Annotated in this window: 17 protein-coding genes; 10 read left to right on the top strand and 7 right to left on the bottom strand. The window is 41.3% G+C overall.

Annotation, left to right across the window (positions count from 1 at the left end; translation table 11 throughout):
• Positions 1–580: 580 nt before the first annotated feature.
• Positions 581–1,654: a porin gene (locus ACJHYW_RS14645; RefSeq protein WP_000824361.1), complete on the top strand. Its 1,074-nt coding sequence runs from the start codon at positions 581–583 to the stop codon at positions 1,652–1,654.
• Positions 1,655–2,245: 591 nt separating this feature from the next.
• Positions 2,246–3,097 (top strand): glyoxalase III HchA, encoded by an 852-nt coding sequence (gene hchA, locus ACJHYW_RS14640; protein ID WP_061093000.1) that lies wholly within the window; start codon positions 2,246–2,248, stop codon positions 3,095–3,097.
• 107 nt (positions 3,098–3,204) lie between these two features.
• On the opposite strand, the gene hprS is transcribed toward hchA, so the two are convergent.
• Positions 3,205–4,563 carry a two-component system sensor histidine kinase HprS gene (gene hprS, locus ACJHYW_RS14635; RefSeq protein WP_061093001.1) on the bottom strand — a complete coding sequence of 453 codons (1,359 nt, stop codon included), beginning with the start codon at positions 4,561–4,563 and terminating at the stop codon, positions 3,205–3,207.
• Complete coding sequence (hprR, locus tag ACJHYW_RS14630) at positions 4,563–5,234, bottom strand: response regulator transcription factor HprR (protein WP_001362894.1); 672 nt, start codon at positions 5,232–5,234, stop codon at positions 4,563–4,565. Before hprR ends, hprS begins: the two co-directional genes overlap by 1 nt.
• Positions 5,235–5,366: 132 nt before the next feature.
• Here hprR and hiuH point away from each other — a divergent pair, with 132 nt between their 5' ends.
• The 6 genes from hiuH to ACJHYW_RS14600 all read left to right on the top strand — a co-directional run bounded on the left by hiuH (position 5,367) and on the right by ACJHYW_RS14600 (position 11,096).
• A complete protein-coding gene (gene hiuH / locus ACJHYW_RS14625; protein ID WP_000920132.1) occupies positions 5,367–5,780 on the top strand; it encodes a hydroxyisourate hydrolase in 414 nt (137 codons plus the stop codon).
• A gap of 108 nt (positions 5,781–5,888) precedes the next feature.
• Positions 5,889–6,893, top strand: coding sequence for a protein-methionine-sulfoxide reductase catalytic subunit MsrP (gene msrP / locus ACJHYW_RS14620; RefSeq protein WP_000740080.1), 1,005 nt, complete (start codon positions 5,889–5,891; stop codon positions 6,891–6,893).
• Positions 6,894–7,529, top strand: a complete 636-nt coding sequence (gene msrQ / locus ACJHYW_RS14615) for a protein-methionine-sulfoxide reductase heme-binding subunit MsrQ (protein ID WP_061093002.1) — start codon at positions 6,894–6,896, stop codon at positions 7,527–7,529.
• Between the two features lie 257 nt (positions 7,530–7,786).
• On the top strand, positions 7,787–8,437 hold the full coding sequence (zinT, locus tag ACJHYW_RS14610) for a metal-binding protein ZinT (protein WP_061093003.1): 651 nt from the start codon (positions 7,787–7,789) through the stop codon (positions 8,435–8,437).
• 847 nt (positions 8,438–9,284) lie between these two features.
• Positions 9,285–10,505, top strand: coding sequence for a tyrosine-type recombinase/integrase (locus ACJHYW_RS14605; protein WP_061093005.1), 1,221 nt, complete (start codon positions 9,285–9,287; stop codon positions 10,503–10,505).
• A gap of 63 nt (positions 10,506–10,568) precedes the next feature.
• On the top strand, positions 10,569–11,096 hold the full coding sequence (locus ACJHYW_RS14600; RefSeq protein ID WP_223963366.1) for a VOC family protein: 528 nt from the start codon (positions 10,569–10,571) through the stop codon (positions 11,094–11,096).
• A 142-nt stretch (positions 11,097–11,238) separates the two neighbouring features.
• Here the strand turns inward: ACJHYW_RS14600 and pilV are convergent, their stop codons facing one another.
• The 4 genes from pilV to ACJHYW_RS14580 form a co-directional block, all read right to left on the bottom strand.
• A complete protein-coding gene (pilV, locus tag ACJHYW_RS14595) occupies positions 11,239–12,702 on the bottom strand; it encodes a shufflon system plasmid conjugative transfer pilus tip adhesin PilV (RefSeq protein WP_061093007.1) in 1,464 nt (487 codons plus the stop codon).
• A gap of 52 nt (positions 12,703–12,754) precedes the next feature.
• A complete protein-coding gene (gene bfpA, locus ACJHYW_RS14590) occupies positions 12,755–13,312 on the bottom strand; it encodes a type IV pilus major subunit protein BfpA (protein WP_000243502.1) in 558 nt (185 codons plus the stop codon).
• 395 nt (positions 13,313–13,707) lie between these two features.
• The gene (locus ACJHYW_RS14585; RefSeq protein WP_061093008.1) at positions 13,708–14,013 is read right to left on the bottom strand and encodes a conjugal transfer protein TraD; all 306 of its coding nucleotides are present in this window, start codon (positions 14,011–14,013) and stop codon (positions 13,708–13,710) included.
• A complete protein-coding gene (locus ACJHYW_RS14580) occupies positions 14,010–14,375 on the bottom strand; it encodes a hypothetical protein (RefSeq protein WP_061093009.1) in 366 nt (121 codons plus the stop codon). Before ACJHYW_RS14580 ends, ACJHYW_RS14585 begins: the two co-directional genes overlap by 4 nt.
• A 304-nt stretch (positions 14,376–14,679) precedes the next feature.
• Here ACJHYW_RS14580 and ACJHYW_RS14575 point away from each other — a divergent pair, with 304 nt between their 5' ends.
• Positions 14,680–15,558, top strand: a complete 879-nt coding sequence (locus ACJHYW_RS14575; RefSeq protein WP_001608346.1) for a hypothetical protein — start codon at positions 14,680–14,682, stop codon at positions 15,556–15,558.
• A 27-nt stretch (positions 15,559–15,585) separates the two neighbouring features.
• Here the strand turns inward: ACJHYW_RS14575 and ACJHYW_RS14570 are convergent, their stop codons facing one another.
• Entirely contained in the window at positions 15,586–15,870 is a 285-nt protein-coding gene (locus ACJHYW_RS14570; protein WP_410233365.1) for a hypothetical protein, read from the bottom strand.
• 649 nt (positions 15,871–16,519) lie between these two features.
• Here ACJHYW_RS14570 and mobQ point away from each other — a divergent pair.
• Positions 16,520–18,001 (top strand): MobQ family relaxase, encoded by a 1,482-nt coding sequence (mobQ, locus tag ACJHYW_RS14565; protein ID WP_061093010.1) that lies wholly within the window; start codon positions 16,520–16,522, stop codon positions 17,999–18,001.
• The last annotated feature ends 52 nt before the right edge of the window (positions 18,002–18,053 follow it).

Raw genomic sequence — 18,053 nt, 5'->3', positions numbered from 1 at the left:
GTCACATTTTTCCACATTGGATGAGCCAGTCAAGACTCAATCATTTTTTGAACAAATAGATAATTTTTGCGCAATGGCAGTGAATACAGGAAAAATCGTTTTGAGCGATTTTATTTATCTTTGATATCGGCTTTATTAATTCATTCAATCAATATATTAGCACTGATTACAATTATACCTTTTTATTTTTCTGTGTCATGATGCCTCCGTTATTAGCCTTTTATCGTCTTGTTTATATTTTTTGGGCCGGCATGATGCCGGCTTTTTTTATGCCTTCATTAATGTGCGCGTGATCACACCAGCCGTTTGGCGCAACAATCATTGATACCCCCCATGTTTCCGCTCAACTCATAACATATTGATATACATTTATAATTTTCATGAATATTTATATTTAGAATTCATAATTCTGAATTATATCAAATAGATTAGAAACATTTTGAAATCTTTTAAATACATTTGTTACATGTAATCTTTAAAATAAAATGAACTTCATAGAATAGTATCCAAATGTGCTTTTTTTTGGATAACGGCACTTATTGATATATTCATGAAGATTATAATCACAAGGGAATACATAATGAAAAGAAAAGTTCTGGCAATGCTGGTCCCGGCGTTATTAGTTGCTGGCGCAGCAAATGCGGCTGAAATTTATAATAAAGATGGCAATAAAGTTGATTTCTACGGCAAGATGGTTGGCGAACGCATCTGGTCAAATACTGATGATAATAACAGCGAAAACGAAGATACCTCCTATGCTCGTTTCGGTGTTAAAGGTGAAACCCAAATCACCAGCGAACTGACTGGTTTTGGTCAGTTTGAATACAACCTCGACGCCAGCAAGCCCGAAGGCTCTAATCAGGAAAAAACCCGTTTAACCTTCGCAGGTTTGAAATATAACGAGTTAGGATCTTTCGACTATGGTCGTAACTACGGTGTTGCTTATGATGCCGCAGCTTATACCGATATGTTAGTTGAATGGGGTGGTGATTCCTGGGCGTCCGCTGACAACTTCATGAACGGTCGTACCAACGGTGTTGCAACCTACCGTAACTCTGATTTCTTTGGTCTGGTTGATGGTCTGAATTTTGCTGTGCAATATCAAGGTAAGAACAGCAATCGTGGCGTTACTAAACAAAACGGTGATGGCTATGCGTTGTCTGTAGACTACAACATCGAAGGTTTTGGTTTTGTAGGTGCATATAGCAAATCTGATCGTACTAATGAACAAGCTGGTGACGGCTACGGTGATAACGCTGAAGTGTGGTCATTAGCAGCCAAGTATGATGCAAATAATATCTATGCAGCAATGATGTACGGTGAAACCCGCAACATGACCGTTTTGGCTAATGATCATTTTGCAAATAAAACCCAAAACTTTGAAGCTGTTGTACAGTATCAGTTCGACTTCGGTTTACGTCCGTCTTTAGGCTACGTATATTCCAAAGGCAAAGATCTTTATGCTCGTGATGGACATAAAGGTGTTGATGCTGACCGCGTAAATTATATCGAAGTTGGTACCTGGTACTACTTCAATAAGAACATGAACGTCTACACAGCATACAAATTTAACCTGCTGGATAAAGACGATGCAGCGATTACCGATGCCGCAACTGATGACCAGTTTGCAGTTGGTATCGTCTACCAGTTCTAATCAGCCAACGCGCCGCGGCGTGTTACTGTAAAACTTAACACTAGCCTGAGTTCGTCCCTCATCGAACTCAGGCTTTTTTATTGGCATTTCATCTCCCTCTGCGGCACATGCAATTGCCAAAGCATATCGATACAGTACCTTACCCTGCCCCTGCTGGCACAATAACATCTACCCGCGACTCTTCCAGCCAACACCCAAATGCATTTCTTTATGAATTAATCTGCAACAAAACCGCCTCCCATACAGAAATATTTGCAAAAAAAGTGCATGGAAAAAGCTTTTTCTCTACCAATCCGGGATATAAATATTCATCAGCACCACAATATTCCACAGCACTAAATCTCTCCCTGCCGCCCCGTACCTCTGATAATGGTCTAAAATCATTGAGGCCACTTGCGACGACGTTGTTCAATAAGGAAAATTTGGCGTGAATAATATTCAACACCAGTGCAGCATCATCATTACATACTTACACCCGCCGACTACCGCTTTCGATATATTGACTCAATTTTCCAGCCTGGTTAAAAATAGCGACCAGCTCAGTCGCAAATATAGTGACTACCCTAACTAAGCAACAACAAGGAATACACTATGACTGTTCAAATAAGTAAAAATCCGCAGGTCGATATTGCTGAAGATAATGCCTTCTTCCCTTCAGAATATTCGCTTAGCCAATATACCAGTCCCGTCTCTGATCTTGATGGCGTGGACTACCCAAAACCGTATCGCGGTAAACATAAAATTCTGGTGATCGCCGCGGACGAACGTTATTTGCCGACCGATAACGGCAAACTTTTTTCGACCGGTAACCATCCGATTGAAACGTTGCTGCCGTTGTATCATCTCCATGCTGCAGGTTTCGAATTCGAAGTGGCGACGATTTCCGGTCTGATGACCAAGTTTGAATACTGGGCTATGCCACACAAAGATGAAAAAGTAATGCCATTCTTTGAGCAGCATAAATCGTTGTTCCGTAATCCGAAGAAACTCGCGGATGTTGTCGCCAGCCTCAACGCAGACAGCGAATATGCAGCAATCTTTGTTCCTGGTGGTCATGGCGCACTTATTGGTTTACCTGAAAGCCAGGACGTGGCTGCCGCTTTACAGTGGGCAATCAAAAATGACCGTTTTGTTATCTCCCTTTGCCACGGCCCGGCGGCTTTTCTGGCGCTTCGCCACGGCGATAACCCACTGAATGGTTATTCTATTTGCGCATTCCCAGACGCCGCAGACAAACAAACGCCAGAGATAGGCTATATGCCGGGTCATCTCACCTGGTACTTCGGCGAAGAGCTGAAGAAAATGGGCATGAACATCATTAATGACGACATCACCGGGCGAGTACATAAGGACCGTAAAGTTCTCACCGGCGACAGTCCTTTCGCAGCGAATGCGTTGGGTAAACTGGCGGCGCAGGAAATGCTGGCAGCTTACGCGGGTTAATCCCTGTTACATTGTAATGTAAGCGTATAATCAATCGCAGCCACGTTAATACTCACGACGTGGCTGCGTTTTTTCACGGTTAATTTATGGCGTACTGAAGCCCGATGTTAATTTCTTTGCGGTAACGTAATCCGGAACACATTATGCTTATTGAGATAGTGATACGTAGCACTTCCCCCATGCAATTCGGCAATCGCTTTGACTAAAGAAAGACCAAGTCCCTGACCTACGGAATGACGCGAATTATCTCCCCGCCAAAATCTACGGAAGAGTTTTTCAGGCTCATGAATTTTCGTTCCAGGACTGGCGATATCAATATTAAGAGAACCGTTGGTATCAAGAAAACTGGTTATCTGAATACGCGATTTTTCTGGCGAATATCGAATAGCGTTAACAATAAGATTCGATAACATTCGTTGTAGTAAAATTTTATCCGCAAAGATGTGCTGATTGCACTCGACCTTAAAGCAAATCTCTTTCTCGTCTGAAAGGTATTCAAGATAGTCCAACAAATTTTCGACTTCATTATTGAGAGAAAGCGAGTCCAGTTTCACCAAAACATTATTTTTATCTGCCCTGGCAAGAAACAGTATGTTCTCTGTTAACCGCGAAATATTTTCCAGCTCTTCAATGTTTCCGGCAATTGTTTTTTGATATTCAGCGATACTTCTGGTTTGACTGAGCGTAACCTGATTATGACCCAGTAATGCATTAATTGGCGTTCTAAGTTCATGAGCGAGATCGTCAGCAAACTGACTTAGACGCTCAAAATCTTTGACTAAAGCTTGGTGCATTTTATTCAACGCCTGCCCAAGAGGTTTTAGTTCTCTCGGTAATGCGCTAACCTCAACAGGCTCTCGGCTATCGTTATAATTCAGCGCTTCCGTTACACCACTCAACTTTTTGATCTCTCGTAACCCCGTTCTGATTAACAACGGACTTAATACTGAGCACAGTATAATGGCGACAATGCAAATTATAATGCTATTAATTTTATACTGTTCAAGCATGTTATGTCTGGCTGAAGCCAATTTAGCCACAGTAACCGTTAATGATGGCGAAACTTCATCAATATTAATTCGTAAAGCATCTATCTCTGTGTCATTAATAATGCTTCTGTAAATGCCAGCTGCGCTAATTGTCTCACTAGCAGGTATGTTATTTAACATGCCATCACTGACATTTGTCCGGTTAACAATTTTATTGATGCCATCACCATGAATGATCAAGATATCCTGACTAACATCCATCATCCGGTTAAAGTACACAGGTAACGTATCTGGATTTACCCCATCAATTAACAACTGCTTGATCTGCGCTGTCCGGTTAATGAGTGTTGTATCATCGCGCCATTTCAACTCACTTGCCAGGCCATTATAGAGAGTCCAGACAATTCCAGCGCCAGCAACAGACAGCAGCAATATAAAAAGCAAGGTTAAACGGACGGTTATAGATAATCTTTTCATTATTTTTTTACCGCTACGAATGAATAGCCCATCCCCCGGATTGTGGCGATTAGCTTTTCAGGAAAAGGATCATCAACTTTTGCGCGGAGCCTGCGAATGGCGACGTCCACCGTATTGGTATCACTATCAAAGTTGATTCCCCAAATTTCACTCGCAATAACCGTTCTGGGGATAATCTCGCCAGCTCTGGAGGCCAGTAGCCAAAGTAACTGAAACTCCTTGCGCGTCAGTGTAATACTGATATTGTCCCTGCTCACACTTTGACTAACAGAGTCCATTCTTAAGCCGCTGATTTCTAATGATGAATTCAGAGCGTGATGTTGCCTTAATTGTGCCCGAACCCTTGCCAGCAACTCAGAAAATGAAAAAGGTTTTACCAGATAATCATTTGCTCCACTGTCCAGCCCTCTGACTCTGTCATCGACAGAATCCCTTGCAGTAAGGCAAATAACAGGGGTTTGCTTTGCTGTTCTTAACGTTTGTAAGATCTGCCAGCCATCCATACCCGGAAGCATAATATCCAGAATGATCAATGCATAATCATCCTTCAGCGCAAGATAAAGCCCATCTCTGCCATCTGAAACGGCATCAATGACATAACCCGCTTCGGAAAGCCCCTGCGTTACCCATTCCTGGGTCCTTTGATTATCTTCAATAAGTAGAATCTTCATGAAAATAATATGCCATAAATCATATGTTATAGAAACAGCCTGGTTCATTACAAAATTGTAATGCTGCTGTAAGGTTACCCTGGACGTTTTTTCGCTATCCTCAAAACTCATTCACATGACAAGGATATAAACATGTTAAAGCGTTATTTAGTACTCTCCGTAGTAACGGCTGCATTTTCATTACCTTCTTTGGTTTATGCCGCACAACAAAACATTCTTAGCGTGCACATTTTGAACCAGCAAACAGGAAAACCCGCTGCCGACGTGACAGTCACTCTTGAAAAGAAAGCGGATAACGGCTGGTTACAACTTAATACCGCCAAAACAGATAAGGATGGACGAATTAAGGCACTGTGGCCCGAGCAAACTGCGACTACTGGCGATTACCGTGTCGTATTTAAAACCGGGGACTATTTCAAGAAACAAAATCTTGAAAGTTTCTTCCCTGAGATCCCCGTTGAATTTCATATTAATAAAGTGAACGAGCATTATCATGTGCCTTTGTTACTCAGCCAATATGGGTATTCAACCTATCGTGGCAGTTAATGCATAAATATGTAAAAGCAGATCTCTGCTACTGTTAGGGAGGACACTCCCTGACAGATTAACAATAAACGGCTCTTGCTGGCTAAAGACAAAAAAGTGTGATGGCTTATGAAAAAGAATCAATTTTTAAAAGAATCAGATGTTACGGCCGAGTCGGTATTCTTTATGAAGCGTCGGCAGGTGTTAAAAGCACTGGGCATCAGCGCGGCTGCACTTTCTTTGCCTCACGCTGCGCATGCCGATCTGCTTAGCTGGTTTAAAGGGAACGATCGCCCACCCGCCCCCGCCGGAAAAGCGCTGGAGTTCAGCAAGCCTGCAGCCTGGCAAAATAACCTGCCACTGACGCCAGCAGATAAAGTTTCCGGTTATAACAACTTCTATGAATTCGGGCTGGATAAAGCCGATCCCGCCGCTAATGCTGGTAGCCTGAAAACCGATCCATGGACACTGAAAATCAGCGGCGAAGTGGCAAAACCATTGACCCTCGATCATGATGATTTAACCCGTCGCTTCCCGCTGGAAGAGCGTATTTATCGTATGCGCTGCGTAGAAGCATGGTCGATGGTGGTGCCGTGGATTGGTTTTCCGCTGCACAAATTGCTGGCGCTTGCCGAACCCACCAGCAATGCGAAGTATGTCGCTTTCGAAACAATTTATGCACCGGAACAGATGCCAGGCCAGCAGGACCGCTTTATCGGCGGCGGGCTGAAATATCCTTATGTCGAAGGATTGCGTCTCGACGAAGCAATGCATCCGCTCACACTGATGACCGTGGGTGTTTATGGCAAGGCGTTACCGCCACAAAATGGCGCGCCGGTGCGACTGATTGTGCCGTGGAAATATGGCTTTAAAGGGATTAAATCGATAGTCAGTATTAAGCTGACCCGCGAGCGTCCGCCAACCACCTGGAATCTGGCAGCGCCTGACGAATACGGTTTTTACGCCAACGTTAATCCGCATGTTGATCACCCGCGCTGGTCACAGGCTACCGAACGATTTATTGGTTCAGGCGGCATCCTCGATGTACAGCGCCAGCCAACGCTACTGTTTAATGGTTACGCCGAGCAGGTGGCATCGCTGTATCGTGGCCTGGATTTGCGGGAGAATTTCTAAATGCGTCTGACAGCAAAACAGGTGACATGGCTGAAAGTTTGCCTGCATCTTGCCGGATTGTTGCCGTTTCTCTGGCTGGTCTGGGCGATTAATCACGGTGGACTGGGTGCCGATCCGGTGAAAGATATTCAGCATTTTACCGGTCGCACTGCACTGAAATTTTTGCTGGCGACCTTGTTAATCACACCTCTGGCACGCTACGCAAAACAGCCGTTATTGATACGCACTCGCCGCCTGTTAGGATTATGGTGCTTTGCCTGGGCGACACTGCATTTAACCAGTTACGCATTGCTGGAGCTGGGCGTGAATAATCTGGCGTTATTAGGTAAGGAGTTAATTACCCGGCCTTATTTAACGTTAGGTATTATCAGCTGGGTAATTTTGCTTGCGTTAGCGTTCACTTCAACCCAGGCGATGCAGCGAAAACTCGGCAAACACTGGCAACAGTTGCATAACTTCGTCTATCTTGTCGCGATCCTGGCCCCAATACATTATCTGTGGTCAGTGAAGATTATTTCACCGCAGCCACTCATCTACGCTGGGCTGGCTGTACTGCTTTTAGCCTTACGGTATAAGAAGTTGCTTTCCCTTTTCAACCGGTTACGCAAGCAGGCCCACAACAAATTATCTCTATAACTTCATATTGCCGACAAACTTCGCGTTATCCCGGCCGGATGCGGCGCGAGCGCCCTATCCGGCCCACACAGATCGCATCAGGTTATGTTTCGTTTGTCATCAACCTTTCATCACCAGAATAATTTATTTTATTTCAATAAGATAGTTCAATACACCTGAGAATACCATGCTCTCATTTCCTAATGAGTTGTTGCATTTTTTCATATGTTACAATATAACATTACACATCATGTACATTAACTCTGGAGGAAACTGTTTTGGCGATTCGTCTTCATAAACTGGCTGTTGCTTTTGGTGTCTTTATTGTCAGCGCTCCTGCCTTTTCGCATGGTCATCACTCACACGGCAAACCTTTAACAGAGATCGAACAAAAAGCTGCTAATGGTGTTTTTGATGATGCCAATGTACAAAATCGAACGCTCAGTGACTGGGATGGAGTCTGGCAATCCGTTTATCCTTTACTGCAAAGTGGCAAACTTGACCCCGTCTTTCAGAAGAAAGCGGATGCAGATAAAACTAAAACATTTGCTGAAATTAAAGATTATTATCACAAAGGTTATGCGACAGATATCGAGATGATTGGCATTGAGGACGGCATTGTTGAATTCCATAGAAATAATGAAACAACATCCTGCAAATATGATTACGATGGATACAAAATACTCACCTATAAATCAGGCAAGAAAGGCGTTCGTTACTTATTCGAATGTAAAGATCCTGAAAGCAAAGCCCCTAAATATATTCAATTTAGCGATCATATAATTGCACCACGAAAATCATCTCATTTTCACATTTTTATGGGTAATGATTCCCAGCAATCTTTATTGAATGAAATGGAAAACTGGCCAACGTATTATCCCTATCAGTTGAGTAGCGAAGAAGTAGTCGAGGAGATGATGTCTCATTGATTTTTTTGCGCTGACTTCAATTATTTAACAGAACAGTGCCTGGTAGTAACGACAATAATTTACCAAGACAAATAAATAAGACAAACTCAGACACGCTCATGCTTGAGACGTGTCTTTTTTATTATGTCTGCAGAAAAAAACTGAGAAAACGGCGAACAATAAATATACAACTCACCAATACAGACTGGCTGCGCCAATGTCTCCAGGAGCAAGTCATCTGTCATGGTAAAGCTAACCATAAATATAGGTTAATTTTGGTATTTAAACCTTTTTTACTTGTTAGTATGATACAAGGGCTTTCAAAAAAGCTGGGAAATTCAACAACTCTTGGAAATTATGGACTTTGTCCCGCGGCTTTAATCTGACGGCCGCGCTCCTTTTTTTGCTCAATTATTGGCCCCTTCTCTACGCAACTTCAGTTCCCACCACCAACTTTGCGGCAGCTTTGTAGGATCAATGTCTAAAAGAATAATGGTGACCGATAAGAAAACGACTGAATAATTGCAGATTTTCGCTCGAAACCTTCCTGTCAGATCCATAGCGAATCAAGTGCTGAATGTCACAGTATCGAACAGAAAACAGTGACGATCTACCCCTTCAAGAATATTCTACGATTGTTCTGTTTAGGAAAAGCAAGGCGGGAAGTCGGGAGATAAGTCATTGATAAAGTGGCGGAGAGAGGGTCTAAATTTTTAGTGTTCGACAATGCCCACCTAAGTGCTATTTTTCCTTTAAAAACAAAATATTGTCATTATTTTTTTGTTCGGTAGTGTATTGCTACTGTGCAAACAATCAGCTATTTTATGCAGTACCGTATGTATGGCGGGTTGTATGACAGGATTTTGCTATGCCAAAGAAGGCCAAGGAACTCTCAGGACTCGTCGTATCACGATTAAAATCCGAAGGCATGTATGCCGTTGGTGGTGTGGATGGTTTATACCTTCGCATCCGAAATCAGTCCCGTGCATGGGTTCTTTGCGTGGCTATGGGAACCCGAATCAACAATCTCGGTAGAACAGTTCCAAGACGTTTGAATATGGGGCTTGGCCCCTACCCGGAAGTCTCCTTAGCCGAAGCGCGTGACAAAGCGCGTGAGCTACGTAAACAAATCCGTAATGGTATTAATCCCCTTCAGGAAAAACACGAGCAAAAAGCCCGGCAGGAAATACTGGCCCGGAAGAAAAAGACCTTTGCTGAATGTTGTGAAGAAGTGCTGGAAGTCAAAGACAGTGAGATGAAGAATAAAAAACATCTTGCTCAATGGCGTTCCACACTGGAAACCTATGCCTACCCTTTCATTGGCAAAAAGGCCGTTAGTGAAATCACCAAAGTAGATCTTCTGGCAATACTCGAACCTATCTGGTTAACCAAGAATGAAACCGCCAGCCGTCTACGTGGACGCATTGAAACAGTGATTGATTACGCTAAGGCCAAAGAATACTTTGAAGGTGATAATCCTGCCGCATGGAAAGGTATGCTGAAACCTCTGTTGCCTCAGCCAAGTAAAGTTCAGATCACCAAACACCATGCCGCTCTTCCCTATAGCCAGATCGGCTCCTTTATGAAAGAACTGCGTGAACGAAGCGGCGTTTCGCCTCGTGCGCTTGAGTTTGCCATACTGACCGCTGCACGCTCAGGTGAAATTCGTGGTGCCGAGTGGTCAGAGATCGATCTTGAAGGTAAAACGTGGACCATACCCGCCAGTCGAATGAAAGCAGCAAAGGAGCATCGAGTTCCTCTGTCTGATGCTGCTGTTGCCTTGTTAAAAGCTTTACCACGCTTTAAGGGTATAAATTTTGTATTCCCTGCCACCCGAAAGGGACAACTCTCGGATACGGCTTTGCTGGCAGTCCTAAAGCGAATGGGATACACCGATTTAACACAGCATGGGTTTAGATCGACATTCCGTGATTGGGCTGGTGAAACGACCAACTATCCGCGTGAGGTAATTGAACATGCGTTAGCTCACCAGTTGGCAGATAAGGCAGAGGCTGCGTATCAACGTGGGACATTATGGCCTAAGCGGGTGGCGTTGATGGATGAATGGACGGGGTTTTGTGTTTCTTAGAAGTTCTAATTAGCTACAAATAGTCCCCGCCCTTTATGAACTGACACCATAAATTCTTAATGATTGTATAAGATTTATCAATTTAGAGTAATATACGACAGAAACGTTTCACATGAATATGCTGTTTTTAAGGAGAAAAATGAAACGAGTAAACTGGACTGGTTCAATAACGTAGAAAATCGCCCACATCCTTGGGAAGGTATGGGGCTGACATGGTTGACAACAGCACTAAATGTCCCTGATGTAAAAGCAGCTATTAATTTTTACACTGAAGTAATGAAGATGGTGGTAATTTCTGAACTTGAGGGTGATGGTGGTGATGTATTATTTGCTCGTATCCGTTACCGTGGCACAAACTTCACCATAAATAAGGAAGGATGGGATTCCGACCTGAAAAGCCCAAATACTTCGGGAGCTATGCCTCCCTTTATTTTTTATATGTATGTAGATGATATGATCACTCTGGTAAATGAAATGGTTGAAGCTGGCTCGACTGTTCTAAATGAACCTGCTGAAATGTTCTGGGGTGATTTAAAAGCCCGTGTGAAAGACCCATTTGGTTTTATCTGGGATATAGCACAGAAACTGTAAAGAAATCGTCAGATCATCGTTCAACTCCTCTTTTCGGTTAAAGTAGGCTGTTGAAATCAAAATGCACAACACATTTAATTCTTACTATGTCGTGCATTTTTGATTCAAATAATTAATACAAAATCAATTCTGTATACTACTTTTATTTACATGCATATAACCTTCTGAAATTACTATAACAGTGCTCGTTCTTACTACCACTACAACGTTGTTCATCATATTCAGCGATTAAAGTTCCAGATATATAACCAAACTGAGGGCTATACGTTGACCCCGGACAGGCACATGTCCCTGTATCACTATTCGGTATTACACACTTATATCCAGATACTTGATCGGTTATTGTTATAAAAATACCTTTCAGGCCATCACCACTTGCTGTCTGCCATTTACCACTGACACACGATAACACTCGGCCTGTACTGTCTCGCCCCACCAGACCATTAGGCGTACATTTCGCATTTAACGTTGCCTGACCATTTAAATGGAGATATTCACCTGCTTTGATCCTGCCAGTTGATTCAATTGTTCCATTGGATTTTATCGTTCCGGCGGTAAGATTACCTGACGCATAAATATTACCCGCATTGTTCATGTAAGCTTTAACTGTTTTACCGGTTCCTACACCAACAGTCCCTGACGCATACAAGTCATAGGTGCGAACACCGCCAGCCCAGCCAGCTGGCAGATCGTTTGGATTAAGTCCGTTCGTGGCAATACGACTACCAAATCTCGCCAGACCTGTTGTTGAAAGCGTATTCAGATAAGTATCGGATTTTACCTTCAGGTTGTTGTTGATATTTACAGGACCATTAAGGGTAGATGTTCCACCCACAGTCAGATCTGATGCAACAGACGCATTACCCGTGGTTTTCAGTGCTCCGGTTGTTGTTGTCCCTGATGCCGTCATATCTTTGATGTTTTTGATGCTCTTACCACCAAGATTCAGATCACCCGTCATCGGCAACGTTCCATCACGGCGCAGATAAACAGAATACATTGAAGAGTTATACCCCACGCGGTAAGCCAGCAATCCACCACCCGTAATATTGCTGTAGCTGTTAGAGTTCTCACTCCACTGACCACCATAGCCGGAAGCTATCTTGGTGTTTCTGCTCATCCCACCATCAACACCTGCCGCCTGAACCGCTTTACCTAACAGGTCATAACGAATACGACCACCTTCTTCCCACGGGCTGGCGGTTGTTATAAGGCCGTTAATGACATAATCAGGCGCTGTTCCTGAACGCTTTAACACAATCTTATAGGATGCTTTTTGCGCGTTAGTTCCTGTATAGCCTACAGGCAACAGACCTTCATTAATTAACGTCTGGTAAGTGATTTCACAACCAGCAGCCGAACATGTTCTTGGCCCCGGATCGCTACTTTGATTGTTGGATGATGACAGTGTGGAAATCTTGTCATATCGAATACTGATATAGCGGTTAACCGCTTCACCAAGCTGTTTAATCTGTGTTCCAACATTATCTGCTAATACCGCTTCCTGATTGTTTCGCATATCCTGAAACTTCATAAAAGCGATAAGCGTTCCAATACCTAAAACAATACTGACTTCCAGTAAGGTAAATCCTTTATTCTTTATCATAATTATCTCCCTGTTTTGGCAATAAGAAAGAAAAGGGCTTACGCCCTCTTCATTAAATAGACGTGAAAACTAATGTATTACTTGTGGCATTCGTACATGCTGCTGCCGTAGCTGCCACATCGAGTGTTCCTCCTGCGGCTTTAACAACCTTGGTTCCAACCGTGGTAATGTAGAAATTACCTGCTGCCGCTGTCGCAATCTTCACACATTCCGCTGCTGGCACATTATCGTATGTGATAGTGAAAGAAGAGCCAGCCGCTGATGATGGTCCTGTAGCTGTAGCAGCCAGCGTCACATTACCTTTAAAGGCATTAATGGGTTTAGCTGCCGTTCCTGACCCACTTAACATATTGTCAGGGAAGATTTTTGCCTGAACAGCCACAGTATTTGTCAGGCCAGTAAAGCTTGATGCCGACGTGTATAATGCTTTAACACCTGCCTGTATGGTGGCAATGTTATTGGATTCTGCCTGCGCTCTTTGTGAAGCCTGAACCTTGGGATAAACGATAAAAGCCGCTACCACTAATGCAGCAATGATGCCCAAAACAAGTAATAGTTCGAGTAGTGAGAAACCTTTCTTGCTTTTTCTTTTGTTATTTAATAAAACCATTATTATCTCCTTTTTTGTTTTAATGATAACTCCTGTTATAACGCTTCTCTCATATCTGGCAATAGAAAGAGCAAGATATATTTAACTCTATCTGACAGACGGATGAATTAAAAAAGGCAAAGATTTCTCTTTGCCTTCCGGGAGATTTAAAAACAACATTTGTTATCACTACTACTGTCATTACTACTTCCTCATGGGATATTTATCATATCTGATAAAAAAGTAATAATGACGTTCACTACATAAAGATAAAAATTAACAGATTACTGGTCAAACAGAACGCATGATTGAAAAGGAAAAAATATTAATAAAGGATGATCCTGTGTTCTGTTCTTTTATATAGATAACAGATAATAATTAGATATCAATACCTGAAGCAAAATAAATTTAGTTTTTTATTTTTGTCTTCCATCCATTTGCGCCAGAAACTTCCTGCCTGCTTTTATATACGTTATTTTTTCAATATCATTCAGGTCAGGAACTGAAAGCAAAATCCCCATAACGAGTTCTTTATCCACCTGTTCGATATCGCAATGCATAGCTTTAGCTACTTCCGCGCCAAGTATAATCTTTAGCCTTGTTTCAATTTTCTTTCGTTCTGATTTCTCCAGAGACTTAAGACGATTAAGTTCAAGCTGAGCAAAAGCAACCTTTTGCTTTAATGTTTTTTCTGTTCTTGATCTTTTACTTTCATCACTCATACAACATCATCCTTACCCAAAAAATAGGCAAATACTTCATCCACGCCTTTCATGGCGAGAACATCACTGAACAGCAAAATAGACGTCGCCAGATTTCCCGCTTCATCTGATGGTATAGACCTAAAGAACTCCATCACTTCATCTTCCTCATGGTATCGTGTCATCGCATCAACTTTTATTTGCCATTCACCAATAGCAAAAAGCGCTGCTTCAAAGCAGGACTGAAATCGTTCTATATCAGGGCCAAAATGATACGTTATTCCGTCTTTATATTTCGCAATGAAAATTTCAGTAATTTTTTCATTACTGCTCTGAAGAATATGAGTATCAATAGTAAAAACATAGGCCAGTTGTGCATTCATTTTTTATCTCCTTTGGTTATCGAATATTATATTTAACTATCACCAAAGAGAAATGACGTCAAATTAATAAAGTATTAGATATTACAATAGGATGTTAATCCTAAATCTACAACCGAAAATATCCCTTGTAATTATCCTTAATTTAAAATATTAAGTCATATGCACAATAATTAGTGATTCACCTAATCCAAAATCATCAGTAATTAAGTTATCAAATGATACACATTATTCTAAAACTTCTTTTATCTATATCCTCCAACGTTTACAATGCATGATAGGCAACGATTAATCATAAGAGGTAATTATGAATATTTTTAGTCTCATCACTGATCCTGATAATGCAGTTTATTTGACTTTAGATAAATTTTATAAAAAAACGCATAGACATTATCCCTATATTCAAAAGGTTAATGGAGAAACTAAAGCATACGCTTTATGCCCAAGATGTCACAATCCGGTCCTTTTGGTTAATAGAATAAATAATCAGACGGAATCAAAAACTTTATATGCTAAGCATGTTAAACATGATGTAATGGGTATCGCATCATATTCTCAACAAGGTTATGATGATTGCTCACTTGCAAACCCAACAAATCTTGATGCAAAAATCAAAAGAGATATTAATAATAAATCAAATAATGAAATAAAAGATGCTGTTAAAAATTATTTCGATCTACTTATATACTCAATTGAATCACATATAGGCATCAATTTTTCTGATTCCGTTTTAGCTCAAATGCTTGAGGATTTCAACGCTTGTGATGGACACCAGTATAGAGCGATTAACTTATATAATTTACCGTTATCATTTGTCTACATCGCAAATGCTCAGGATCTTTACGGTTGTAGAGTAAACGGAAAAATCAAAGAAAATATAGATAAAAACTCAGAATCATTTATAACATCCGGTACAGAACTTTATGATAAGAGCCTGTATTATGTTAATAGAAAGAAAGGCAGTCCTTATAATAAAATCCTGTTTTATTTCTCTAATCATACCATTTCGACAGAAAATGATGATGAATCGGTAATGTTATATATTGTAGAAAAAAAACAGGATCAGACTATAGATTCAGCAAAAATACTCTATAAAGAAAAAATATATTTTGATGGCACATATTTTTTTAATACTATGAAAAAAAGAGCACGGCTAAACGATTTAGCAAAATCAATTATTCAATAGTATTTATTCTGGAATGCTAATTATTTTTTATAACGGCTGGTTTAATACCAGCTTTATCAAGTCGATAGATATTGATGATGTATCAAATTGTTCCAACTCATACTCTGCAAAAGGTAAATCGCCGACCACTTTTATATTCCCCATTATCTTTCCCAGAATATCACAAAATTCTTGATCTGTTTTTGGTTTTTCAATCAATCCTAAATCCAGTAACTTTTGATATTCAAATAATGCTCTAAGTGTTGCATTTTCCCAAAAAGTAAATTCCTGAAAATATGTTCCGTCTTCATATCTAGATTTTCTAAACTCCATTATATCTCCTTATGTTAATTATTATACATGGAGTAATACAATTATTCTCATCAGTCAAATCATAAAATTATAATAAATTCCATGAGTGGGTAAAGCTCAGTAGAAAAATAAAATAGTGCAACGCATGTGATAGTATTTACTAACCAAAAACATCTGACACTCTCCGCGTTACTTATTTTTGCGCATTCGTGATTTTATTTTCACCTATCAATTTTTAACTCTATTTTTCAATCTCAACCTGTGAATTGTGCAACACATAACACTCTCTGTTTTATTGGTTTTTTTCATCAAATTTAGCTATCCCGCCTTACGGCGGGAATAATTAATACCTCTTTTGCCCTTACGGGCCTTTTCTTTACTCTTTTTGTCCTGTGGATGTGAAACCTACACCTTTAATCCAGTTTGCGCCGCTTATTCCGGCGTATTATTTTACAACAATACATATATTTCGTATTAATTGATAAGAGGGGCATTTTACATTGGCTTATTTTCTTAAAGACAATGCCCACCTATACACTGCGTAGCAGTGTGTGGGGTCTACCGACGGTTGCCTGCCGCAGGCTAAAAGCAAAACCAAGGTCAACGTCAACCCCGAAGTTTTTCTGACGAAAAACTAACAGCAGCATTTATATTTGAGGTTATATTTTTAATGGCGATTTTTCATCTGGATTTTAAAATTGTGAAACGAAGCGAAGGCATGACTTCTGTTGCGAAAGCTGCCTACCATGCCCGTACACGTATTACGGATGATCGCATTGGAGAAACATTTGATTTCAGCCACAGAACAGATCTTCATGGTCATATTATATTGGCACCTGTTTCCGCACCCTCTCATATTGTTGAAAGCTCCTCAACACTCTGGAATGAAGTTGAAAGAGTGGAACGCCAGAACAATGGTCAAACAGCCCGTTATTTTGATGTCGCTATCCCCGTAGAACTCAGTAATGATGACAAGAAAAAATTGGTTGCTGAATACTGCCAGAAGAACTTTGTTGATAAGGGAATGATTGCCGATATCGCATTTCATGATTTAGACGGTAAAAATCCCCATGCTCACGTTATGTTAACCCTGAAAACTGTTGGTCCCGAAGGCTTCGGTAAAAAAGACAGAAGCTGGAATGATAAGAAGATAATGATCCAATGGCGTGAGTCATGGGCCACGATGTCAAACAGCTACCTTGAAGCTATTGGAAGTGAAGAACGTATCGATCACCGTTCTCTCAGGACGCAATGTGCTGATGCCCTTACCCAAGCAGAAGAAGCATTCAGCGCTGAAGAGAAAGCATTCTGGCTTGCCAAGGCAACAGAAACAAACCGCCCGGCAATGCAGCGTGTTCATCGTGCTAAATGGAATAACACCGAGTCTCAGGAACAGCGAGCTGCTGAACAAGCTCAACGCGATCATCAAATTGAGGAAGCAAAGAAGGTCTACACTACATTCAGTGAGCTACCACTGGAAATCGTGGTTGATGTTCGCTCTTACTCTGTTTACCAGCTTCCTGAACCGGAAGAGATCGTTCTCCCTGACTTCCCAGCTACAACTAAACAGCAACCTGTTTCAGCGACACCAGCCATAAGCAGAAGACCAGCAGCAAAATCTTACCGTGATCCCAGTAAGGTCAGTAAAGTAAATGTTTCAGGGAAGAAATCCCCTGTTCTGGTTGCGCCTGAACCAACTGCATCCACTAAATTGAAAACCCCATCTCTTCAAAAAACCAGAGCGATGAACCGCGCTCCTGTGAGGAGTAGGAAACAGACCAAGCCCCGCCAGAATGGTTTGTTTAAACGTTTCACGCTACTGATAGTAGGATATATAAGAGAGAAATTTATCTGGGCCAAAAGGAAAGCAGATACCACTGATGCTGACCATGACAAGCGTATCGCAGAGAACTATATCTATGATGAAGTGCTGGGTGTCAATGTTCCACGTTCGGAGTTTGAAAAACGTACCAAATTTAACAATGGTGACTATAAATTAACACCTGATGAAATCAAGCGTTTCCCAAGCCGTCCTAATCAGGAACAGCCGGAAGTTAATAGAAGCATAGATCTCACACCTTCAATGCCACCAGAACACATGAGGCAAGGAAGCGCGCCAAAACTGAGTCCACCGAGCCATAAGAGACATTAAATATAGAACATACTTTTTAATGATCTTAGTATCGTATATATTAAATACTCGG

The sequence above is a fragment of the Escherichia sp. WS3063 genome (assembly GCF_046486595.1).
Classification (GTDB): Bacteria; Pseudomonadota; Gammaproteobacteria; order Enterobacterales; family Enterobacteriaceae; genus Escherichia; species Escherichia coli.
This window is presented reverse-complemented; position numbering and strand designations above follow the sequence as displayed.